Genomic DNA, 17,889 nt, shown 5'->3' with positions numbered 1-17,889 from the left:
AAATCGCTACCTTGGATGCCATGATTAACCCAAACGACCCTGGCCTGAAAAGTTGGGTGGCCGTGGCTGCACACAGCGACTTCCCCATCCAAAACCTGCCCTTTGGAATCTTCCGGCCCCAGCATCAAACACCGCGTGCCGGCGTGGCCATTGGCGACCACGTGTTGGACTTGCATTATCTTGAAGGCCAGGGCTATTTCAGAAATCTGAATTTGCCCTCGGGTGTTTTCGACCGTTCGCGACTCAATGATTTTTTTGCGCTGGGCAAAAAAACGATCCGCGCCGTTCGCGAGCAAGTGTCGTTGTTGCTTCGTCACGATAACTCCACGTTGCAGGCGGAGAACATTCGAAAACAGGTGTTGCATGCGATGCACGATGTGGAGATGCTTTTGCCTGTGCGCGTGCCCAACTACACCGACTTCTATAGCAGCGAAGAACACGCCACCAACGTGGGGTCTATGTTTCGCGATCCAAAAAATGCGTTGCTGCCCAACTGGAAATATTTGCCGGTAGGCTATCACGGACGCGCGTCGTCTATCGTGGTGTCGGGCACGCCGGTTCGCCGGCCCCGCGGGCAGGTGAAAACCGACTCGGAGTTTCCCATGTTCATGTCGACACACAAGCTGGACTTTGAAGTGGAGATGGCGTTCATCACCTGTGGTGAAACAAAACTGGGTCATCCCATCCACACGCACGAAGCCGAAGACCACATCGCAGGGTTTGCGTTGTTCAACGATTGGTCTGCCCGCGACATTCAACAGTGGGAGTATGTTCCCCTCGGACCTTTTCTGGGAAAAAACTTTGCGTCCACCTTGTCGCCGTGGATCGTTACCCTCGACGCGCTTGAACCTTTCCGCGTTGACGGCCCGGAACAAAATCCGCATGTGTTGCCCTATCTGGCATTCGAAGGAAAAAAGAATTTTGATGTCGTGATCGAAACGTTGCTACAACCCGAAGGGGCCGAAGCGGTGGTGGTGAGCCGCACCAACGCGAAATATCTCTATTGGAATGTGAACCAGCAACTGGCGCACCACACGGTGAACGGCTGCAACATTGAAGTGGGCGATGTGTATGCTTCCGGAACCATCAGCGGTCCTTCGCCGGGTTCGTTCGGATCGTTGCTCGAACTTTCCTGGAACGGCCAGAAGAAACTGCACATGACCGATGACACCACCCGAACCTTCCTGCTCGATGGCGACACGGTGACCCTCCACGCCTATGCCTCGCGCGATGGCGTGCGCATTGGCTTTGGCGCATGCAGCGGAAAAATTCTTCCTTCACTATAATCCTGATGTATGCGTAAACTCACGTTCTATCTCTTTGTGCTGGCGTTGGTGATTGTTGACAGTCTTCTCATTTCAAAACCCAACCTGCTGGGCAAGATCGGTCTCATCATCTACAAGTATCATTACCTCCGCACCTTTCCACGCACCTTGCTCACCGTGGCAATTGTGGTGGCCGTTGCCATTGGCATCGCGGAGTTGATTGAACTCCTGGTGAAACGCTCCGTTTTGAAACGGGCTACCGGAAGCATCGTGCTGATTGTATTGATCGCCCTGTCGTTTGGCATTCTGGTGAAAACCGGCATCGACTTTCAGGCATGGACGTATAGCCACACCGGTTTGCGTTTTCGCTTTGGTGCCTACATGCTGCCAACGCTGCTGATTGTGATCTTCACGTTTGGTTTGTTGAAGCTGCCCAGGCCGCAACAGACATTCCCCGAATCGCCGCTGCAACCCGGATCGTCATCCAACAACGACCTGCCCACTTTACCCTAGCCTGTATGCTCACCATTGATCCGCACAACGTATCGCTTCCAGAACTTCATCAATACCTGTTGGGGGCCGTCACACCACGGCCCATTGCGTTTGCCAGCACCATAGATCGCGAGGGCAACGTGAACCTCAGTCCGTTCAGTTTCTTCAACTGCTTTGGCTACAACCCGCCACTGCTGGTGTTTTCGCCTGCGCGACGCGGCCGCGACAACACCACAAAACACACGCTCGAAAATGTGCTGGAAGTGCCCGAGGTAGTCATCAACATTGTGAACTATGCCATGGTGCAGCAAACGTCGCTGGCCAGCGTTGAATATCCACGCGGGGTCAACGAGTTTGTGAAGGCGGGTTTCACAGAAGCACCGTCTCGGGTTGTTCGTCCACCCCGCGTGGCCGAGTCGCCCGTGTCGTTCGAATGCAAAGTCACGCAAGTCATCAACACGGGCGATGGTGGAGGTGCGGGCAACCTGGTGCTGTGCGAAGTGGTGATGATACACGTGAACGAAGCGATTCTGGACGACCGCGGAAAGATCGATCCCTTCAAGCTGGATGTTGTGGCGAGGCTTGGTGGCGACTGGTATTGCCGCGTGCAGGCCGATGCCATCTTCAAGGTGCCAAAGCCGTTGCAGGCCATCGGCATCGGGTTCGATCAGATTCCCCTGCACATCCGGAACAGCAGGGTGCTGACGGGAAACAACCTGGGCATGCTGGGCAACGTGGAGAAGATCCCCGGCGCCGACCAGATCGCGCAGAGGAAGAGCACACCGGAATTTCACCAGGCCAAAATGAAAGGCGAAGAGGCCGTTCACAGACTCGCCCAGGGCTACCTGGAACAAGGGCAGGTGGTTGAAGCCTGGACGATCCTGCTGGCCTGAAAAAACAAAAGCCCTGCAAAGGGCTTCTGAATTATCGTTAACGAAAAATGTCGTACTAGTCTCTGTACAGCGTGGCTTTCACGGCCTTGATGGTCTTGGCCACGTTGGGCAGAATAGCTTCGATGAGCGTGGGTGCGTAGGGCAGGGGCACGTCGAAACTGTTCACGCGTTGCACAGGAGCATCGAGGTAGTCGAAGGCATGCTTCTGCACGTGATAGGTGATCTCTGTCGCGATAGACGACAGCGGCCATGCTTCTTCCACAATCACGAGGCGATTGGTTTTCTTCACCGATTCCACCACCGCAGCATAGTCGATGGGGCGAACCGAACGCAGGTCAATTACTTCGGCCGAAATACCGTCCTTCTCAAGCTCTGCAGCCGCGGCCAGGGCCACTTTCATGATCTTGCCAAACGACACAATGGTTACATCGGTGCCAGGCTTCTTGATGTCGGCCAAGCCGATGGGAATGAGGTATTCTTCTGCGGGCACATCCATCTTGTCGCCATACATCACTTCCGACTCCATGAAGATCACGGGGTCGTTGTCGCGGATGGAAGACTTGAGGAGGCCTTTGGCGTCGTAGGGATTGGAAGGTACCACCACCTTCAAACCAGGGGTGTTTGCAAACCAGTTTTCAAAGTTCTGAGAGTGCTGGGCACCCAACTGCCCGGCGTTGCCGGTGGGGCCGCGAAACACCATGGGAGCGCTGTATTGTCCGCCCGACATGGAATAGATCTTGGCAGCGCTGTTGATGATCTGATCGATGGCCACCAGCGAGAAGTTGAAGGTCATGAACTCCACCACAGGACGGAGGCCGTTCATGGCCGCGCCCACGCCAATGCCTGCAAAGCCCAACTCAGAAATGGGCGTATCCAACACACGTTCCGGTCCGAATTCGTCCAGCATACCCTGGCTCACCTTGTAGGCGCCGTTGTATTCTGCCACTTCTTCCCCCATCAAGATTACGCTGGGATCTCTGCGCATTTCTTCGTTCAAGGCCTCACGAAGGGCCTCTCTAAACTGGATTTCTCTCATAGCATTTCTTCAGAAAGTGCGTAAAAATAGGGTCAGGATTAACAGGATAAAAGAATTCGCCGGTTTTTATTGGGCCGGGCACAAACAAAAAGCCCCGGCTTTTGGCCAGGGCTCTCTGTTTAACCAATGAGAATCGTTTATTTCAATGCGCCTTTGAATGCTTCAGAGGCTTTGAATTTATCAAATTCCAGGTCGCTCAAAGCTGCTTCTTTCAGGGAAGGATCAGCTTTCACAGCGCTGCCCAGGTTGCTCACCACACCTTCGGCATTGCCAAGGCGGGCAGAGGCAACAGCGGCACCGTAGTAAGCGATAGCCAGGTTGCTGTTTTTGTTAGTAGCTTCTTTGAAAGAAGTCAAGGCATTTTGGTAGTCTTTGTTCAACACCTGAGCAAGACCTTTGTTGAAGAGGTTGTCGGCGTTGTCGGTTGCAGAAGACTCTGAGCTAACCGCGGCAGCGTATTGTGCTTTCACGATTTCGGCATAACCTTTCACACCGTTCACACCGGCTGCGTTGTCGCCGCGGAGGCCAGCGCCAAGGGCTTTCGAAGCATGGCTGTAGGCAGCGTATGCGTTGCCTTTCAGGGCTGCTACAGAGGCCAGGTTGGCGTGTACTTCAGGAGCTTCGTTCAGTTTCACAGCCAGGTCAAGTTGAGCCTGAGCTTTGTCGGCCAAAGCGGCTGCGTTGCTAGGGTTTTCGTTGGCTTGTGCGATGTATACTGCACCAAGGTTGTTGTGTGCATTCCAGTTCGAACCTTTTTTAGTAGCGGCTTCGTAGATCGCTGCTTTCTCTTCCAAAGAAGGTGTGAGGGTTGCAGCATACATCAGTTCTTCGAAAGAAAGCGTGTCGGCAGAAACCGAACCTTGTGTTACTTGCTTAGACAATACAGAGATTTCAGCATCGGTCTTTTTGTCTTTCACGATCAGGATCTCAGTCTTCGCAGTTCTCAACTTAGGATATACATCCTTGAACACTTTCTTGTAAGTCTTCAGTTTCTTGAATTGTTTTTCAACATCTTCGAAAGAACCACCGGCGTTGATGATGTTCAGGTATTCAGCTTTCTCTTCGGAAGAGATGCCTTCGTAAGAAGACAAAGCAGTTTTGAATTCGTTCCAGTCCTGGATAACAGGCTTCAGGATAAAGTTGATTGAATCGGCTTTGCCTTTGTAGTCGTACTTCTTCATTTCAGCACGATAGAATTTTTCGATGGCGGCAGCGCGATCGGGAGACAATTTAGCGTTGATACGCTCAGCACCTTCAGGAGAGTGAGTACCGGTGATGGTAACGGTACGGGTAGCGTTTTTGCTGGCGATGAATGCATCGAGTTGCTTACCTTTTGTGCTCTTGATCTCAGTAGGTCTGAGTACCGAACGACCTTGTTCGAAAATGAAATCAGGGATAACCACGGGAACAAGTTCTTCCTGGTTGTTATAGCCGTGCTCTGCGAACGCTGCGAATGACACAGGCTTCACGAGTTTCGACGTTGTGATGATACCGGTAGCTACTGGGAGACGGGGAGTTTTCTTCGCCTTTTCACCTTTCGAAGCAACACCTTCCACTTCCAATGTGCCTACTTTGTAAGCAGGTTGGTAAGGGAACGAGAAGCTCTTTGTAACACGTGGAGCTTCAGTTTTGCTGTTGGGATAATCTTCCGCTTTGAAAGGAATAGGGTCGAGGGCCAATTCGCTGGTGCCGTATTTGTAGAAGCTGTTCAGGGTGTATACTGTTCCCTTCTTCAGCATCTTCACGGGCAGGTTTGCTGCCAAGTCGAAGGCAACAGTGTCCTTGTGAACCTCCAGCGGGTTCGGCGTAACCGTCAATTGCTGGTCTTTTGACATTTTCACCATCTTGGGCAGGGTACAGCCCGCGAGGGTCAATACTGCGAAGACTAGAAATGAGTAAACTACTTTTCTCATTGGATTTAGATTTATGGTTGATTTAAACAGGTTGCAAAACTATACTTATGTGTATTTTTTTGCAATTATACTCAAAAAAATATGAAGCAGCCCGACATTTTGAAGGGCCTGACGCGTTATATTTGTAAGCCGGATTTTTGGTCGACAAATCAACTTTTTGGGAAGTCGAAAGTATAATGGACCGCTGATATGGACCGTCTAACGGATAAAATTCAACTTTTCTTTGAGACCCATGCCTTTGGTGTGTGTACGCACCTGGGTGAAAAGTTAGGTGTTGCAACATCCTCCATTCGCCTTTTCTTCATCTATACGACCTTTATTACCTTCGGATCACCGGTCATCATTTATTTGTCCCTTGCCTTCGTCATGAACATGCGCAAACATTTGCGCAAGCGCACAGCCGTGTGGGACTACTAGCCGATCTTCCTTTTCCCCTTCATATAATACGAAAACACAACGGATCCCGGGAACACCGAGGTCTTGCTATAGGCCGGATAGATCGCGCGAAGTAACCGTCTTTTTCGCCTATCCCGCCCGATGTGCAGCACAAAATGCAGGTGCGCTTTACCCACCGCGTTGAAGTTCCCCGCCTGCCCTTTCAGGAGGAACACCACCGCCGCCAGCCAGTCGAGCATCATGCGCAGTGGCAGCTTGACCAGCAGTTCGCCCGGGTTGAGATGTTTGAAGATCAGTGACAGACCATTCCTGAAGTTGAGGTACGTCTTACGTGGACTGTTGTAGCCCAGCGTGCCGGCACCGAGGTGATAGATGGTGCTTTGGCCACAGTAGTATACTTTGTGCCTGGCCCGGTTCAGCTTCCAGCACAGGTCAATCTCCTCCATGTGCGCGAAGAAGTCTTCGTCAAAGCCGCCCAGTTGATGAAACAGATTGGCCCGAATCGCGAGGCATGCGCCCGAGGCCCAGAAGACTTCGGTGGTGTCGTTGTATTGACCGGTGTCTTGCTCGACAGAATCAAACACACGGCCACGGCAAAACGGATAGCCCAATGCGTCGATGAGACCACCGCCTGCCCCGGCATGTTCGAAGGTATCTTTCTTGTTGTAGGATAAAATCTTTGGCTGCACCGCGGCAATTTCCGGACGGGTCTGGAGGAGCTCTTCCAGTGGCGACAGCCAGCGCGGCGTCACTTCGATGTCGGAGTTGAGCAGCACATACACATCGGCTTGCACGTGCGCAAGGGCACGGTTGTAGCCGCCGCAGAACCCATAGTTATTGTCGAGGATCACCAAACGCACTTGGGGAAACGACTGCCTGAGCAAGGCCACGGAGCCATCAGTGGAGCCATTGTCGGCCACGATAATTTCGGCACCTTCCGAATGCAGGAGCACCGACGGTAAAAATCGGGGCAGCAGCGTTTCGCCGTTGTAGTTCAGAATGACAACTGCCGTGCGGCTCATCCCATCAAACTGCCGAGGTCCATACCGGGAATGTTGGGCAACAGGCCCTCGGTGTTCTTGCGCACTTCTTCCTTGGCCATGATGTCGGCTTCTTCCATGGCCTTGTTCACGGCCGCCACCACCAGGTCTTGCAGAATCATCTTGTCTTCAGCTTTCATCAACGCAGGGTCGATGTCGACGGAGATCAATTGTTTCTTTCCGTTCACCGTGGCCTTCACCATGCCGGCGCCCGACTCGCCATAGGCTTTCAGTTTGCCGAGGCCTTCTTGTACTTCCTTCATGCGGGTCTGGAATTCCTTTACCTTACCCATCATCTTCATCATATCAAACATATAGGTCGCTTGTTTCGGTTGGTGTATTTTGTTTCTTGAAAAAGCAGCGCAAGGCTGTTCCTCACGGGGCAAAGGTAAAGATGTTGACGGATAGTTTTTGCTGGCGCCGAAACATTCGGTTCGGAGAATGCCCCGCTCGTTGTTGAGCGTGTGCCTTACTTGTTTCGCCTGAACAGCACAATAGTGCCCGAGCGTTCTGAGGTTCGGTCTATGAAGTCGGTGATTTTTGCGCGGAACACATAGGTGCCTTCGGGCATCAGATTTCCCTTGTAGGTGCCGTCCCAACCCTGCGAGAAGTCGCTGGTGATGAACAGCAGTTCGCCCCAGCGGTTGAAGATCTTGAATTCGAACTTGGCTGTGTATTGACCAAAGATTTTGAATACATCGTTCAGGCCGTCGTTGCCGGGTGTGAAGGCTGTGGGGTAAAAGAGGTTGGGCTCTTTGATCATGGTGATCGTGTTGGACACCGATGAAATGAGGCCGCCGTCGTTGGCGATGCCCGTGACGCGATACACGTAGACCTGGTTAACGAGGTCCTGGCTGTTGTCAAGCAACGTAATGGCCGTGCCCATGTCGAAGGTCTGAAGCAGGTTGCCCTGATCGTCAAACTTCTCGACGCGGTAGTTGGCCACACCGTTCACATATCCGGCGTAGTCCGTCCAGTTGAGATTGATGCTGTTGTCGCTTTGCAACGCGCCCGAAAGCACAATCGGGCACACGTCAACGCTGGCCGGGCTGGCATTGTCGCAGGCGTCTTTGTAGGTGATGCGATAACACGATGCCGCGTCGGCAGCGTAGGCTTCATCGGTGAACGTTGGCGTGGCCGTTGTGCCAATGGTGCTGAAATTGCCGTTGGTGGATTTCACCATCGTGTATTCTTTGACGGTGAACAGCGGGTCTTGTGTCCATTGCAGCTTCACAGTGTTGTCGCTCACCACGCTGGAGATGTCCGTCACAACGGAAGGGATATTTGTGGAGAAAGCTTTTCCACATTTCAACAGGGAAGTGCTGGTGCTGCCGTTGATGTAGCTCGTCGTCAGTTCGTAGCAATACTCGGTGCCACACACCACGTTGGTGTCGTCATAAGAAACCGCGGCGGCGTTGGCGATGCCGATGGCCATAACACCGTTTTTTGTGATGGCGAAGCTGGCAATGCCCGCAGAGGATGTGGCCCACAGCAACTTGTTCACATTGTTCTGTGTGACCAGATCAAAATTGGCGCTGCAAATGGTGTTGGATGCGGCGGTGGTGTTAAAGCAGGGATCGAATGCGTCCAGGCGGAAACAATAGTAGTTGTCGTCGGTCCGCACGTTGGGAACGGTGACCGACGTGGTGTTGTATACATTCTGCAAGGCCTGAAAGTTGCCACCGTTGGTGGCAATCATCAATTTGTAGATCACATTCGGCTTGTTGTCGAAGTCGAGTTGAATCTGGTCGCTGGCCGTCACAGTGAGTTTTGTGATGGCGGGTGGGGCAAGAGAACTTACGGCATCCACCGGCTTGGTCATGGCGTTGCAGTTGTCGTCGGCATTCAGAAATCTTCCGCGCACGGTAATGTTCTTGGGACCCGAAGATCCGAAGGTGTGACTGTCTTTGGCGAGGCTGCCCGAGGGCACGATCACATCCGGAGAGCCATCGTTGTAGTTGATGACGTATTGATTGTAGTTGGTGTCGGTCACCTTCACCTGCACCTGATTTCCGCCACACGTGTAGATGTCGAACTCCGGCTGTATGTTGGGATAGACTTCGATGGGAATCTCGGCGAAGCCCGACGCCTGAAACAGCACCCGCATGGTGTACTTGCCCGGTGTTGTGTAGGTGTGGCTGAACTTGAGCGATTCGAACGTGTTGTTGCCCTCATAGTCCATGTCGCACGGCGATGTGCCGTTGCATTGGTAGCCGTTCAAAAATTGGGTGATGGTGACGGTGAGCGGCGCGCATCCACGCACCTGGTCAACTTCAAAACGCGGGGGACTCGGGTTTGTGCTTTGATAGGGCGGCTGTGCCTGGAGGGTCAGTGCAGCCAGGATCAGAAACAGGAAAAGTATGACGGGTTTACAATTCATGAAGCGGGCTCCCAGTGTTTCAGAAATTCTTCTGCTTTTTTAATGTCGTCATGCAATACGCGGTCTTCCTCTATAAACGGCACGGTCTTTCGGAAAGTATCCACGAAATCTTCAAGATAAGGAGAAGTTTTCAAAGGTCGTCTAAACATCAGCGCCTGTGCGGCAGTGAGCAGTTCGATGGCCAGAATGGAATACAGGTTGTTCACGATGCGATAGGCTTTTGTGGCTGCGTTCGCGCCCATGCTCACATGATCTTCCTGCCCGTTCGACGACACGATCGAGTCGACGGAAGCCGGCGAGCAGAGTTGTTTGTTCTGGCTCACGAGGGAAGCAGCGGTGTATTGCGGTATCATCAGTCCGGAATGGATACCGGGATTGGCCACAAGGTAATTGGGCAGGTCGCGCAATCCGGCGATGAGCTGGTAGGTTCTGCGCTCCGAAATGCTGCCCAGTTCGGCCAACGCAATGGCCAGAAAGTCGAGCGCGAGGGCCAGTGGCTGGCCGTGAAAATTGCCGGCCGAAATGATGGTGTCTTCTTCGGGAAACACGTTGGGGTTGTCGGTCACGCTGTTCACTTCCACCAGAAACACACCGGTCACATAGTCGATGGTGTCGGCACTGGCGCCGTGCACCTGTGGGATGCAACGGAAGGAGTAGGGGTCCTGCACATGTTTCTTTGCCTGCAGAATGAGTTCGCTTCCCTGCAACAGTTCTTTCACTTTTGCGGCCACGCGCATTTGTCCGGCGTGGGGCCGAATGGTGTGCACCTGCGGAAGAAACGGCTCGATGCGGCCATCGAACGCATCCAGCGAAAGCGCACCAATGATGTTGGCCAGCTTAAGAATCCGATGGGCATGCAGCGTGCACCATGCGCCATAGGCGCTCATGAATTGCGTGCCGTTCAACATGGCCAAACCTTCTTTTGCCTGAAGACGGAGGGGTGACCAGTGCAGGGCCTTGCCGATTTCTTCGCCCGTGCGTCGTTTGCCTTCGTGATGCGCTTCGCCCAGGCCAATGATGGGGAGTGTTAAATGTGCCAGCGGTGCCAGGTCGCCCGATGCGCCCAATGAACCCATTTCATAAATCACCGGCAGCACGTCTTTGTTGAACATCTCCGCCAGGCGGTTCACGGTTTCAAGCTGCACACCGGAATAGCCATAGGCGAGCGATTGTATTTTCAGAAAGATCATGAGCTTCACGATCTCCGGCGGAACTTCGGGGCCCGTTCCGCAGGCGTGCGACATCACGAGATTTTCCTGGAGTTGTTCGAGCTGGTCGGCCGAAATGTTTTTGTTGTAGAGCGACCCAAAGCCGGTGTTGATGCCGTAGATGGATTGGGTTGAGCTTTGTAGTTTCTGGTCGAGGTATTCGCGGCAGCGCACAATTTTGTCGCGGGCCTCGTCCGAAAGTTGCACGGGCAATTTGCCGGCGTGCAGCAGGGCGAGGTCCTGGAGCGTGAGGGGTTTGCTGGATATGTAGTGCACCATAGCGTCTTGTGTCTTCACGGCTGCAAGGTCAAGGTTTCGCACCAGGCCGAAGGCGCCACGACTTATTTTAACGTTGAAATAATTTGTGCCAGGGTGAGCTTTTGTTGTTCACCTTTTTCCATGTCCTTGAAAGCAAGTTGCCCGGATGCCGCTTCTTCGGGGCCGATCACAATGGCATAGGGAATGGCTTTCTTGTTGGCAAAGTCCAGTTGCTTTTTCAGTTTCACCTGGTCGGGATAAATCTCGGAAGCAATGCCTTCTTCGCGCAATGCCGACAACACACCCAGGCCATAGTAGCGGCTGTCATCATCAAAATGACAGACCAAAACTTTAGACGATGCCTGTGTTCCTTTGGAGAAGAGACTCAATTCTTCCATAGCGTCATAGATGCGGTCCACACCAAAGGAAAAACCAACACCCGACAGATTTTCTTTATCGCCAAAGGCTTTCGTGAGGTTGTCGTAGCGACCACCGCCGCTCACACTGCCAATGCCCACGTGGTTGATCTTTACTTCAAAGATGCAGCCTGTGTAGTAGCTGAGGCCGCGGGCCAGCGACACGTCGAACTCTACGTGTTTGTCGGATGCGTTGTAGCTTTTTAGTAATGTGAACACTTCCTGGAGATCGCGCAATCCTTTCTGTCCGTTCTCGCTGGTGTCGAAGCGCGATTGGAGGAATGCAATCTTGTTGGTGGTAGAGCCTTTCACGTTCAGGATGTCGAACAAGGCCGTGAGGTTTTCTTCCGAAAATCCTTTGGGGCGAAGTTCTTCCTTCACTTTGTCGACACCAATTTTATCAAGCTTGTCGATGGCCACAAACAACGCGGTTTCGTTTTGCTTGGCCTGAATAGATTCTGCAATACCCGACAGGATGCCCCGGTGGTTGATCTTGATGGTGTAGTCGGTTATGTTCAGTCCTTTGAAGACGTCGGTGATCATAAGAATGATTTCTGCTTCGCAGATGAGCGAATCGGTACCCACCACGTCGGCATCGCATTGGTAGAATTCTCGATAGCGGGCTTTGGCCGGACGGTCGCCGCGCCAAACCGGTTGAATCTGATAGCGTTTGAACGGGAATGAAATTTCGTGACGGTTCATGACCACAAACCGGGCAAACGGAACCGTTAAATCATAGCGAAGGCCTTTTTCGGAAACGGCAAACGACAGCTGCTTCGAGTTTTTGCTTTCGAGTGTAGCGGCATCGACGTCTTTCAGAAAGTCCCCTGAGTTCAGAATTTTGAACAGCAGCTGGTCTCCTTCTTCGCCATACTTTCCCGTGAGGGTGGAGAGGCTCTCCATGGCGGGAGTTTCGAGCGGTTGGAAGCCGAACTTTTGAAATACGCCTTTGATGGTTTCAAAAATGAACTGACGCTTGGCCATCACGGCCGGACCAAAATCGCGTGTGCCTTTGGGTAAGGTGGGTTTTTCCATAATATGGCGGCAAAGCTAAAAAGGAAATTTAGGATTCGAAGGTGTTTGTGGGGTTTTGCGGATTGTTGGGCACTTTGGGTGAAAAAAATGGGTGGAGAATGTTTCCATTTAAGGAAACTTTGTATCTTTGTTTTACCGTTAGCCCGGATAGTGTATGGAAGCAAAATTTGAAATTCTCTTTCTGGAGGAGGCCCGTTCGTTTATCGGCCCTTGAATGAGAAGGCGAGGCGGAAAATTCTATACAATCTGGACAAGGCGAGATTTTTGAACGATCCAACGCTTTCAAAAAGCTAACGTCCGAGATATGGGAATTCAGAACTTTATATCAGGGGAATTCAATACCGGATGCTGGCTTTCTGGGATGTTGAAAACACCAAAACGCTCGTGATCGCGACACACGGGTTTATGAAAAAGACAGGGCAAGGTTTCGCGCCAGGAGATCGAGCGGGCAAATCAGTTAAGGCACCATTACTTTCTAGATACAAAACCAAATGAAGGCAAAAGAACCAAAAATCAAAACCTACACCCTTGAGCAGATCAAGGATGAAATGATCGGCAAGCGAGGCACGGCAAAGCGCGACGAATACGAATTTGAACTGACGCTGGAGCTGCTGGGAGAAATGATTAAAACCACGCGGCTGCAACGCCACCTCACCCAGGAACAGTTGGGTAAGCTGGTGGGCGTTCAGAAAGCGCAAATCTCGAAACTGGAGAAAAACGCTACCAACGTCACCATCGGCACCATTCTCCGGATCTTCGATGCCCTGAAGGCCAAAGTGAATATGCGGATTGAGCTCGAAAACAAGCGTATTTCAGCGGCTTAGAGCAGGTTTGGCAATGAATGCCGGGGGTTGAGGCCAAGGCCGGAGCAAAAAGTTTTTCGTGCCTTTTCCATATTCCATCAAAAAAAGAAAGACGGGCCTTTGCAAAACCGGAAATAGGGGTTATTTTTGCGCTCCTTTTAAAGAATTTCAATCATGTCAGTAACCAGACTTAAGAGAAAAGGCCGCAAAGATAAGGCGAAATCAGCAGTAAGACGTCAGTCGCTGAAAAATCAGAATTTCCAACCCGTCATCAAAAACGTGGATGTGGAGAAAATCAAAGAAGAATTCAAAGCGAAGAAAGCTTAATCTTTCTCCTTTAAAATATTTGAAAAGTCCTGCCGAAGCAGGACTTTTTTTATTTTACGGCCTGTAACACCCAACCGCTTTACCCTTTCTGCTATGCACCTCGTCAATTGGAATGTGAATGGAATCCGGTCGATCGTCAAGAAAGACTTCCTGAAAGACATCAAGGAAATGGACCCCGACATTCTGTGCTTCCAGGAAACCAAGGCCGCCGTAGAGGAAGTGCGCTCGTCTATGGAGCTGGTGCCGGGCTATCATGTCTACGTCAATTCTTCGAAGGCACGCAAGGGCTATTCGGGCACCGCCATCCTGTCGAAAGAAGAACCGTTGCAAGTGACCTACGACATGGGGTTGGAAGAGCACGATCAGGAGGGCCGCGTGATCACGGCGGAGTATAACACGTTTTTTGTCGTCACGGTCTACACGCCAAACTCCGGCGAAGGGCTGGCACGTCTCGACTATCGCGAACGGTGGGATCGCGAGTTCCGTGAGTACTTGCTGTGGCTGAACCGCCGCAAGCCGGTCATCACCTGTGGCGATTTTAATGTGGCGCATCAGCCCATCGACATTGCCCGTCCCAAAGAAAACTACAACAAGTCTGCGGGCTACACGCAGCGCGAGATCGACGGCTTCACACGCCTGTTGGAAGCCGGTTATGTGGATACGTTCCGGAGGTTTTATCCGGAGACTGTGAAGTATACGTATTGGAATTATGTGACCAACGCGCGCGCCAAGAACACGGGCTGGCGCATCGATTATTTTCTGGTAACCGAGTCGCTCATGGATCACGTGAAAGACGCTATGGTCTACGATCAATATCTGGGTTCCGATCATTGCCCAGTGGGTCTGAAGATTGAAATCCCCGCTTAGAAACTGAAGGCCGGTTTACGGCCCTTGCATGTAGCCTTTGGTATACGACTGGATGAAGATGAGTGTGATAAAAAAACGCACTGGAATTTCTTCATGCAATAGCATTGAACTTTAAAGTCGAAGCTCTTTACATTCAAAGACAAAGTGACAAGAAGTAAATGGCAGGCTTACGTCGAAGCAGTCAACAGACTGTTATCCAAAAACCTTTACGCAATGCGTTCGATATCCGCGCCCAGGGCTTTCAACCGCTGATCGATGTTTTGATAGCCGCGGTCGATCTGGTCGATATTGGATATTTCGCTGGTGCCGCTGGCCGACAATGCTGCGATGAGCAACGCCACGCCTGCACGTATGTCGGGCGACGACATCTTGATGCCGCGGAGTTGTTGCTTGCGATCCAGGCCGATCACGTTGGCACGATGGGGATCGCACAGGATGATTTGTGCCCCCATGTCAATCAGCTTGTCAACAAAAAACAACCGGCTCTCGAACATCTTCTGGTGAATAAGCACGGAGCCCTTTGCTTGTGTGGCCACCACCAGCACGATGCTGATGAGGTCGGGCGTGAAGCCGGGCCATGGAGCATCCGACACGGTGAGGATGGAGCCGTCGATGAACGTCTCAAGTTCGTAGTGATCTTGTGAAGGGATATGAATATCGTCGCCGCGGAATTCCATTTTAATGCCGAGGCGGCGGAACATTTCGGGGATGATGCCCAGCATGTCGATGCGACAATTCTTGATGGTGATTTCCGACTGCGTCATGGCGGCGAGGCCAATGAAACTGCCGATCTCGATCATGTCGGGTAGAAGGGTGTGGTCGGTGCCTTTCAGCGCTGTCACGCCTTCGATGGTGAGGAGGTTCGAGCCGATGCCGCTGATCTTTGCACCCATGCGGTTGAGCATGAGGCAGAGCTGTTGCAGGTAGGGTTCGCAGGCGGCGTAGTAGATGGTAGTGGTGCCTTTGGCCAGCACGGCGGCCATCACGATGTTGGCGGTGCCGGTCACCGAGGCTTCATCGAGAAGCATGTAGCAGCCCTTCAGTTCGGAAGCGTCGATGTGGAAGAGGTGCTCTTCGGCGTCGAAGTTGAATTTAGCGCCCAGTTTCTGAAAGCCCAGAAAGTGAGTGTCCAACCTTCTTCTGCCGATTTTGTCGCCACCCGGTTTGGGCATCGATGCTTTTCCAAAGCGGGCCAGGATGGGGCCGAGCAACATCACCGATCCCCGGAGGGCTGCGGCCTTCTTGCGGTATTCGTCTGATTCCAGAAAGGCCACGTTGATGTTAGCCGCGGTGAAGCGATAGGACTCAGGTCCGAGTTTCTCCACCTTGCTGCCCAGGTCGCCGATGAGTTCAATGAGTTTGTTCACGTCTACAATGTTGGGCACATTGTGAATGGTGACCGGCTCGGGTGAAAGCAGGGTTGCACTAAGAATTTGCAGCGCTTCGTTTTTTGCGCCTTGCGGGATGATTTCGCCTTTCAGCTTTTTTCCGCCTTTGATCTTGAAAATGCTCATCGGTGATAAATGAAAAAATGAGTACGTGGAATCTGTACCGAAATGTATAAAAAAATGCGCCGGTCATAAAACACGGCGCGGTCTCTTTCGATCGTCTTACTGATCTCTTCGGCGACGGAAGTTGCCACCACCGCCTTTGTTGTTATTATTCTTGTTGAACGGCCGGTGTCCGCCGCCACCGCCTCCGCCATTGTGACGCGGCGGGTGTTGCTGATGCCCCGTTACGTTGCCACCCTGACCTTGCTGCGGTCTTGCCTTCTTGCGCTCTTTGTAGAGTTTCTCGAACAGGTTGTCTTCGCGCACTTTCTCGATGGTCATGCTCAACGCACCTCCCGACATGGCCTGGATGTCGCGCAGGATAACCGAGTCGTCGAGCGTTTCTTTGTTCCAGTTTCCGTAGAAAGTTTTCATGAGCTTGCCCAGGTATATGATGGCATCTTCGCGCTCTTGCGGATCGTCTTTCTTCAAGGCTTCCTTCACAAGGTTCTCGATGTTCTTTCCATAGTGACGGAAGCGCACATCGTTTTTGGGATACTCCATGCGCATGGGTTTCTTGAACAGAATCTCACGCTCGGGCACAGGGTAGGGATTGTTTACGCTAAGGTCGAAGTCGGCGATGATATAAAGGTCATCCCACAACCGTTGAGGATTGTCGGGTTGTTCTTTGATGCTGGGGGTGAGTTGCTTGATAAGCTCGATGAGGGTATAGGAAAGCTCTGTGCGCTTTTCAATGCTGGGGAGGCTCTTGATGTACTCTATCAGCTTCTGAACATTGCGGCCATATTCTTTCAGAATAATATGCGGGCGCTGCGAATTGTATTCTCCGATCATGATGATGTTGGTGTAAAAGCGTGACGTTTAATGTAACGAGAAACGTATTGGCTTGTTAAAAAAGAACTTTTGTTCTCGTATTCTCTACGATTTGGAACAGCAAGTATACGGGTTCGGTTCGAGAATCGAAAATTTAGTGCCCCGAAATGGCTTGTGCCAAGGAAAAAAGGCGCTCTGAAGCGGTGTTTGCGAAAGGGAAAAGGGCTGGTTTTGAGAAGTGGCTTATTGGCCTGTTGCCGGGGTGTATTCAAAGAAGTCTTTCACCAGTTCGTCGCTCTGGTTCAGCACGCCCAGGCCCACATAACCTTTGTTGCCGATGCCGACGTGGAAGGCTGCATAGCGCGCGTTGCCGGCCAGCGTAGACACGCGTTCCCAGCGGTTGCCCGCAGCATCAAATTGCCACAGACCTTTGTCAGCCGCAGCATAGTCGCCCGCGTAGAGATGGCCTTCGGTGGCAAATGCGATCGAGGCCGCGCCCGGAAATTTTGTGGTTGCTTTCCACTGGGTGGAAGAAGGATCGAACTCCCAAACGCTGGGTCCGTTGGTAATGTAGCCTTTGGTTTCGGTAGCACTGCCGTCGATGGTGTAGGCGTCGTTGAAGGTGGCCGGGAATGTGCCCTGGCTTTCCCAACGATCGGCGGTGTAGTCATATTTCCACAGCGTGTTGTCCGACAGCAAAACAAAACCATTGTCACCAATGCCGAATGCCGTTACGGGATAGAGATCGGTTTGGCCGTTGATGTAGGGATTCTTCCGGATCGACCAGGTGTCGGTGGCCACGTCGTAGGCATGGAGGTCGCCGCCATACGGTTCCAGCACAAAGCCTTTGCCCGCAGTGGCAGCCCATGACACGTGTTGTACGGGAGAGAAATTTTTGTCGTAGATGGTTTTGGGTGACCAGCTGTTGCCGGCCGGATCGAAGACGTAGAAGGTGGCATCCTGAGGTGCGCCGTCCAGCGCTTGCTGGCCGAAGAGCACAAAGCCTTTGCCCTGGGTGGAGAAGAAGGTGATGTTGGTTTCGTCGCCTACCATGGGGGCGCTGGTGCGCGCGGTCCACTGTCCCTGATCGGTCGTGGCGCTGAGTGCCACGGGTGATTTGTCTTCTTCAGCGCAGGAAAAGAGAAAACTTATGACCAGGAAGAGGACCGATTTTTTCATGTCAGAGAGGGTTTGTTCGTGTTGGCTGTCGCAATGTTTCTGCCCCTGCCGGGCGAT

General features: G+C 52.3%; 17 protein-coding genes. 7 read left to right on the top strand and 10 right to left on the bottom strand.

Translation table 11 applies throughout. The annotated features are described in order from the left end of the window. Nucleotides 1–20: 20 nt before the first annotated feature. Genes fahA through JI741_RS16850 form a run of 3 tightly spaced genes read left to right on the top strand, consistent with a single transcriptional unit; the run spans nucleotide 21 to nucleotide 2,650 of the window. Nucleotides 21–1,286 (top strand): fumarylacetoacetase, encoded by a 1,266-nt coding sequence (gene fahA / locus JI741_RS16860; protein ID WP_202011625.1) that lies wholly within the window; start codon nucleotides 21–23, stop codon nucleotides 1,284–1,286. Between the two features lie 9 nt (nucleotides 1,287–1,295). Further along, nucleotides 1,296–1,778, top strand: a complete 483-nt coding sequence (locus JI741_RS16855; RefSeq protein ID WP_202011623.1) for a hypothetical protein — start codon at nucleotides 1,296–1,298, stop codon at nucleotides 1,776–1,778. A 5-nt stretch (nucleotides 1,779–1,783) separates the two neighbouring features. Next, the gene (locus JI741_RS16850; protein WP_202011621.1) at nucleotides 1,784–2,650 is read left to right on the top strand and encodes a flavin reductase family protein; all 867 of its coding nucleotides are present in this window, start codon (nucleotides 1,784–1,786) and stop codon (nucleotides 2,648–2,650) included. Nucleotides 2,651–2,705: 55 nt separating this feature from the next. On the opposite strand, the gene JI741_RS16845 is transcribed toward JI741_RS16850, so the two are convergent. After that, complete coding sequence (locus JI741_RS16845; RefSeq protein WP_202011619.1) at nucleotides 2,706–3,686, bottom strand: pyruvate dehydrogenase complex E1 component subunit beta; 981 nt, start codon at nucleotides 3,684–3,686, stop codon at nucleotides 2,706–2,708. A 137-nt stretch (nucleotides 3,687–3,823) separates the two neighbouring features. Further along, the gene (locus tag JI741_RS16840; RefSeq protein WP_202011617.1) at nucleotides 3,824–5,599 is read right to left on the bottom strand and encodes a TPR end-of-group domain-containing protein; all 1,776 of its coding nucleotides are present in this window, start codon (nucleotides 5,597–5,599) and stop codon (nucleotides 3,824–3,826) included. A gap of 189 nt (nucleotides 5,600–5,788) precedes the next feature. On the opposite strand from JI741_RS16840, the gene JI741_RS32560 reads away from it, so the two are divergent. Continuing rightward, entirely contained in the window at nucleotides 5,789–6,016 is a 228-nt protein-coding gene (locus tag JI741_RS32560) for a PspC domain-containing protein (protein WP_236676118.1), read from the top strand. Here the strand turns inward: JI741_RS32560 and JI741_RS16835 are convergent. From JI741_RS16835 to hisS, 5 genes are all read right to left on the bottom strand, one after another. After that, entirely contained in the window at nucleotides 6,013–7,017 is a 1,005-nt protein-coding gene (locus JI741_RS16835; RefSeq protein WP_202011615.1) for a glycosyltransferase family 2 protein, read from the bottom strand. The two genes, JI741_RS32560 and JI741_RS16835, sit on opposite strands and share 4 nt — an antisense overlap. Beyond that, nucleotides 7,014–7,349 carry a YbaB/EbfC family nucleoid-associated protein gene (locus JI741_RS16830; protein WP_202011613.1) on the bottom strand — a complete coding sequence of 112 codons (336 nt, stop codon included), beginning with the start codon at nucleotides 7,347–7,349 and terminating at the stop codon, nucleotides 7,014–7,016. The genes JI741_RS16835 and JI741_RS16830 overlap by 4 nt, the downstream gene beginning before the upstream one ends. A gap of 155 nt (nucleotides 7,350–7,504) precedes the next feature. Then, nucleotides 7,505–9,415, bottom strand: a complete 1,911-nt coding sequence (locus JI741_RS16825; RefSeq protein ID WP_202011611.1) for a T9SS type B sorting domain-containing protein — start codon at nucleotides 9,413–9,415, stop codon at nucleotides 7,505–7,507. Then, a complete protein-coding gene (hutH, locus tag JI741_RS16820; RefSeq protein ID WP_369411811.1) occupies nucleotides 9,412–10,920 on the bottom strand; it encodes a histidine ammonia-lyase in 1,509 nt (502 codons plus the stop codon). The genes JI741_RS16825 and hutH overlap by 4 nt, the downstream gene beginning before the upstream one ends. Nucleotides 10,921–10,964: 44 nt before the next feature. Next, nucleotides 10,965–12,332 (bottom strand): histidine--tRNA ligase, encoded by a 1,368-nt coding sequence (gene hisS / locus JI741_RS16815; RefSeq protein ID WP_202011609.1) that lies wholly within the window; start codon nucleotides 12,330–12,332, stop codon nucleotides 10,965–10,967. 491 nt (nucleotides 12,333–12,823) lie between these two features. Between hisS and JI741_RS16810 the strand changes: the two genes are divergently transcribed. From JI741_RS16810 to JI741_RS16800, 3 genes are all read left to right on the top strand, one after another. Then, nucleotides 12,824–13,156: a helix-turn-helix domain-containing protein gene (locus JI741_RS16810; protein ID WP_236676117.1), complete on the top strand. Its 333-nt coding sequence runs from the start codon at nucleotides 12,824–12,826 to the stop codon at nucleotides 13,154–13,156. A 153-nt stretch (nucleotides 13,157–13,309) separates the two neighbouring features. Then, a complete protein-coding gene (locus tag JI741_RS16805; RefSeq protein ID WP_202011607.1) occupies nucleotides 13,310–13,462 on the top strand; it encodes a hypothetical protein in 153 nt (50 codons plus the stop codon). A gap of 93 nt (nucleotides 13,463–13,555) precedes the next feature. Next, nucleotides 13,556–14,329, top strand: coding sequence for an exodeoxyribonuclease III (locus JI741_RS16800; RefSeq protein WP_202011605.1), 774 nt, complete (start codon nucleotides 13,556–13,558; stop codon nucleotides 14,327–14,329). 206 nt (nucleotides 14,330–14,535) lie between these two features. Here the strand turns inward: JI741_RS16800 and murA are convergent, their stop codons facing one another. From murA to JI741_RS16785, 3 genes are all read right to left on the bottom strand, one after another. Further along, on the bottom strand, nucleotides 14,536–15,843 hold the full coding sequence (murA, locus tag JI741_RS16795) for a UDP-N-acetylglucosamine 1-carboxyvinyltransferase (RefSeq protein ID WP_202011603.1): 1,308 nt from the start codon (nucleotides 15,841–15,843) through the stop codon (nucleotides 14,536–14,538). 96 nt (nucleotides 15,844–15,939) lie between these two features. Beyond that, nucleotides 15,940–16,674 (bottom strand): DUF4290 domain-containing protein, encoded by a 735-nt coding sequence (locus JI741_RS16790; RefSeq protein ID WP_202011601.1) that lies wholly within the window; start codon nucleotides 16,672–16,674, stop codon nucleotides 15,940–15,942. A gap of 222 nt (nucleotides 16,675–16,896) precedes the next feature. After that, complete coding sequence (locus JI741_RS16785) at nucleotides 16,897–17,832, bottom strand: Kelch repeat-containing protein (RefSeq protein WP_202011599.1); 936 nt, start codon at nucleotides 17,830–17,832, stop codon at nucleotides 16,897–16,899. Nucleotides 17,833–17,889 lie beyond the last annotated feature (57 nt).

Source organism: Chryseolinea lacunae (genome assembly GCF_016735595.1).
Taxonomy (GTDB): domain Bacteria; phylum Bacteroidota; class Bacteroidia; order Cytophagales; family Cyclobacteriaceae; genus Chryseolinea; species Chryseolinea lacunae.
The sequence above is the reverse complement of the archived record's forward strand: the minus strand, read 5'-3'. Positions and strand labels throughout refer to the sequence as shown.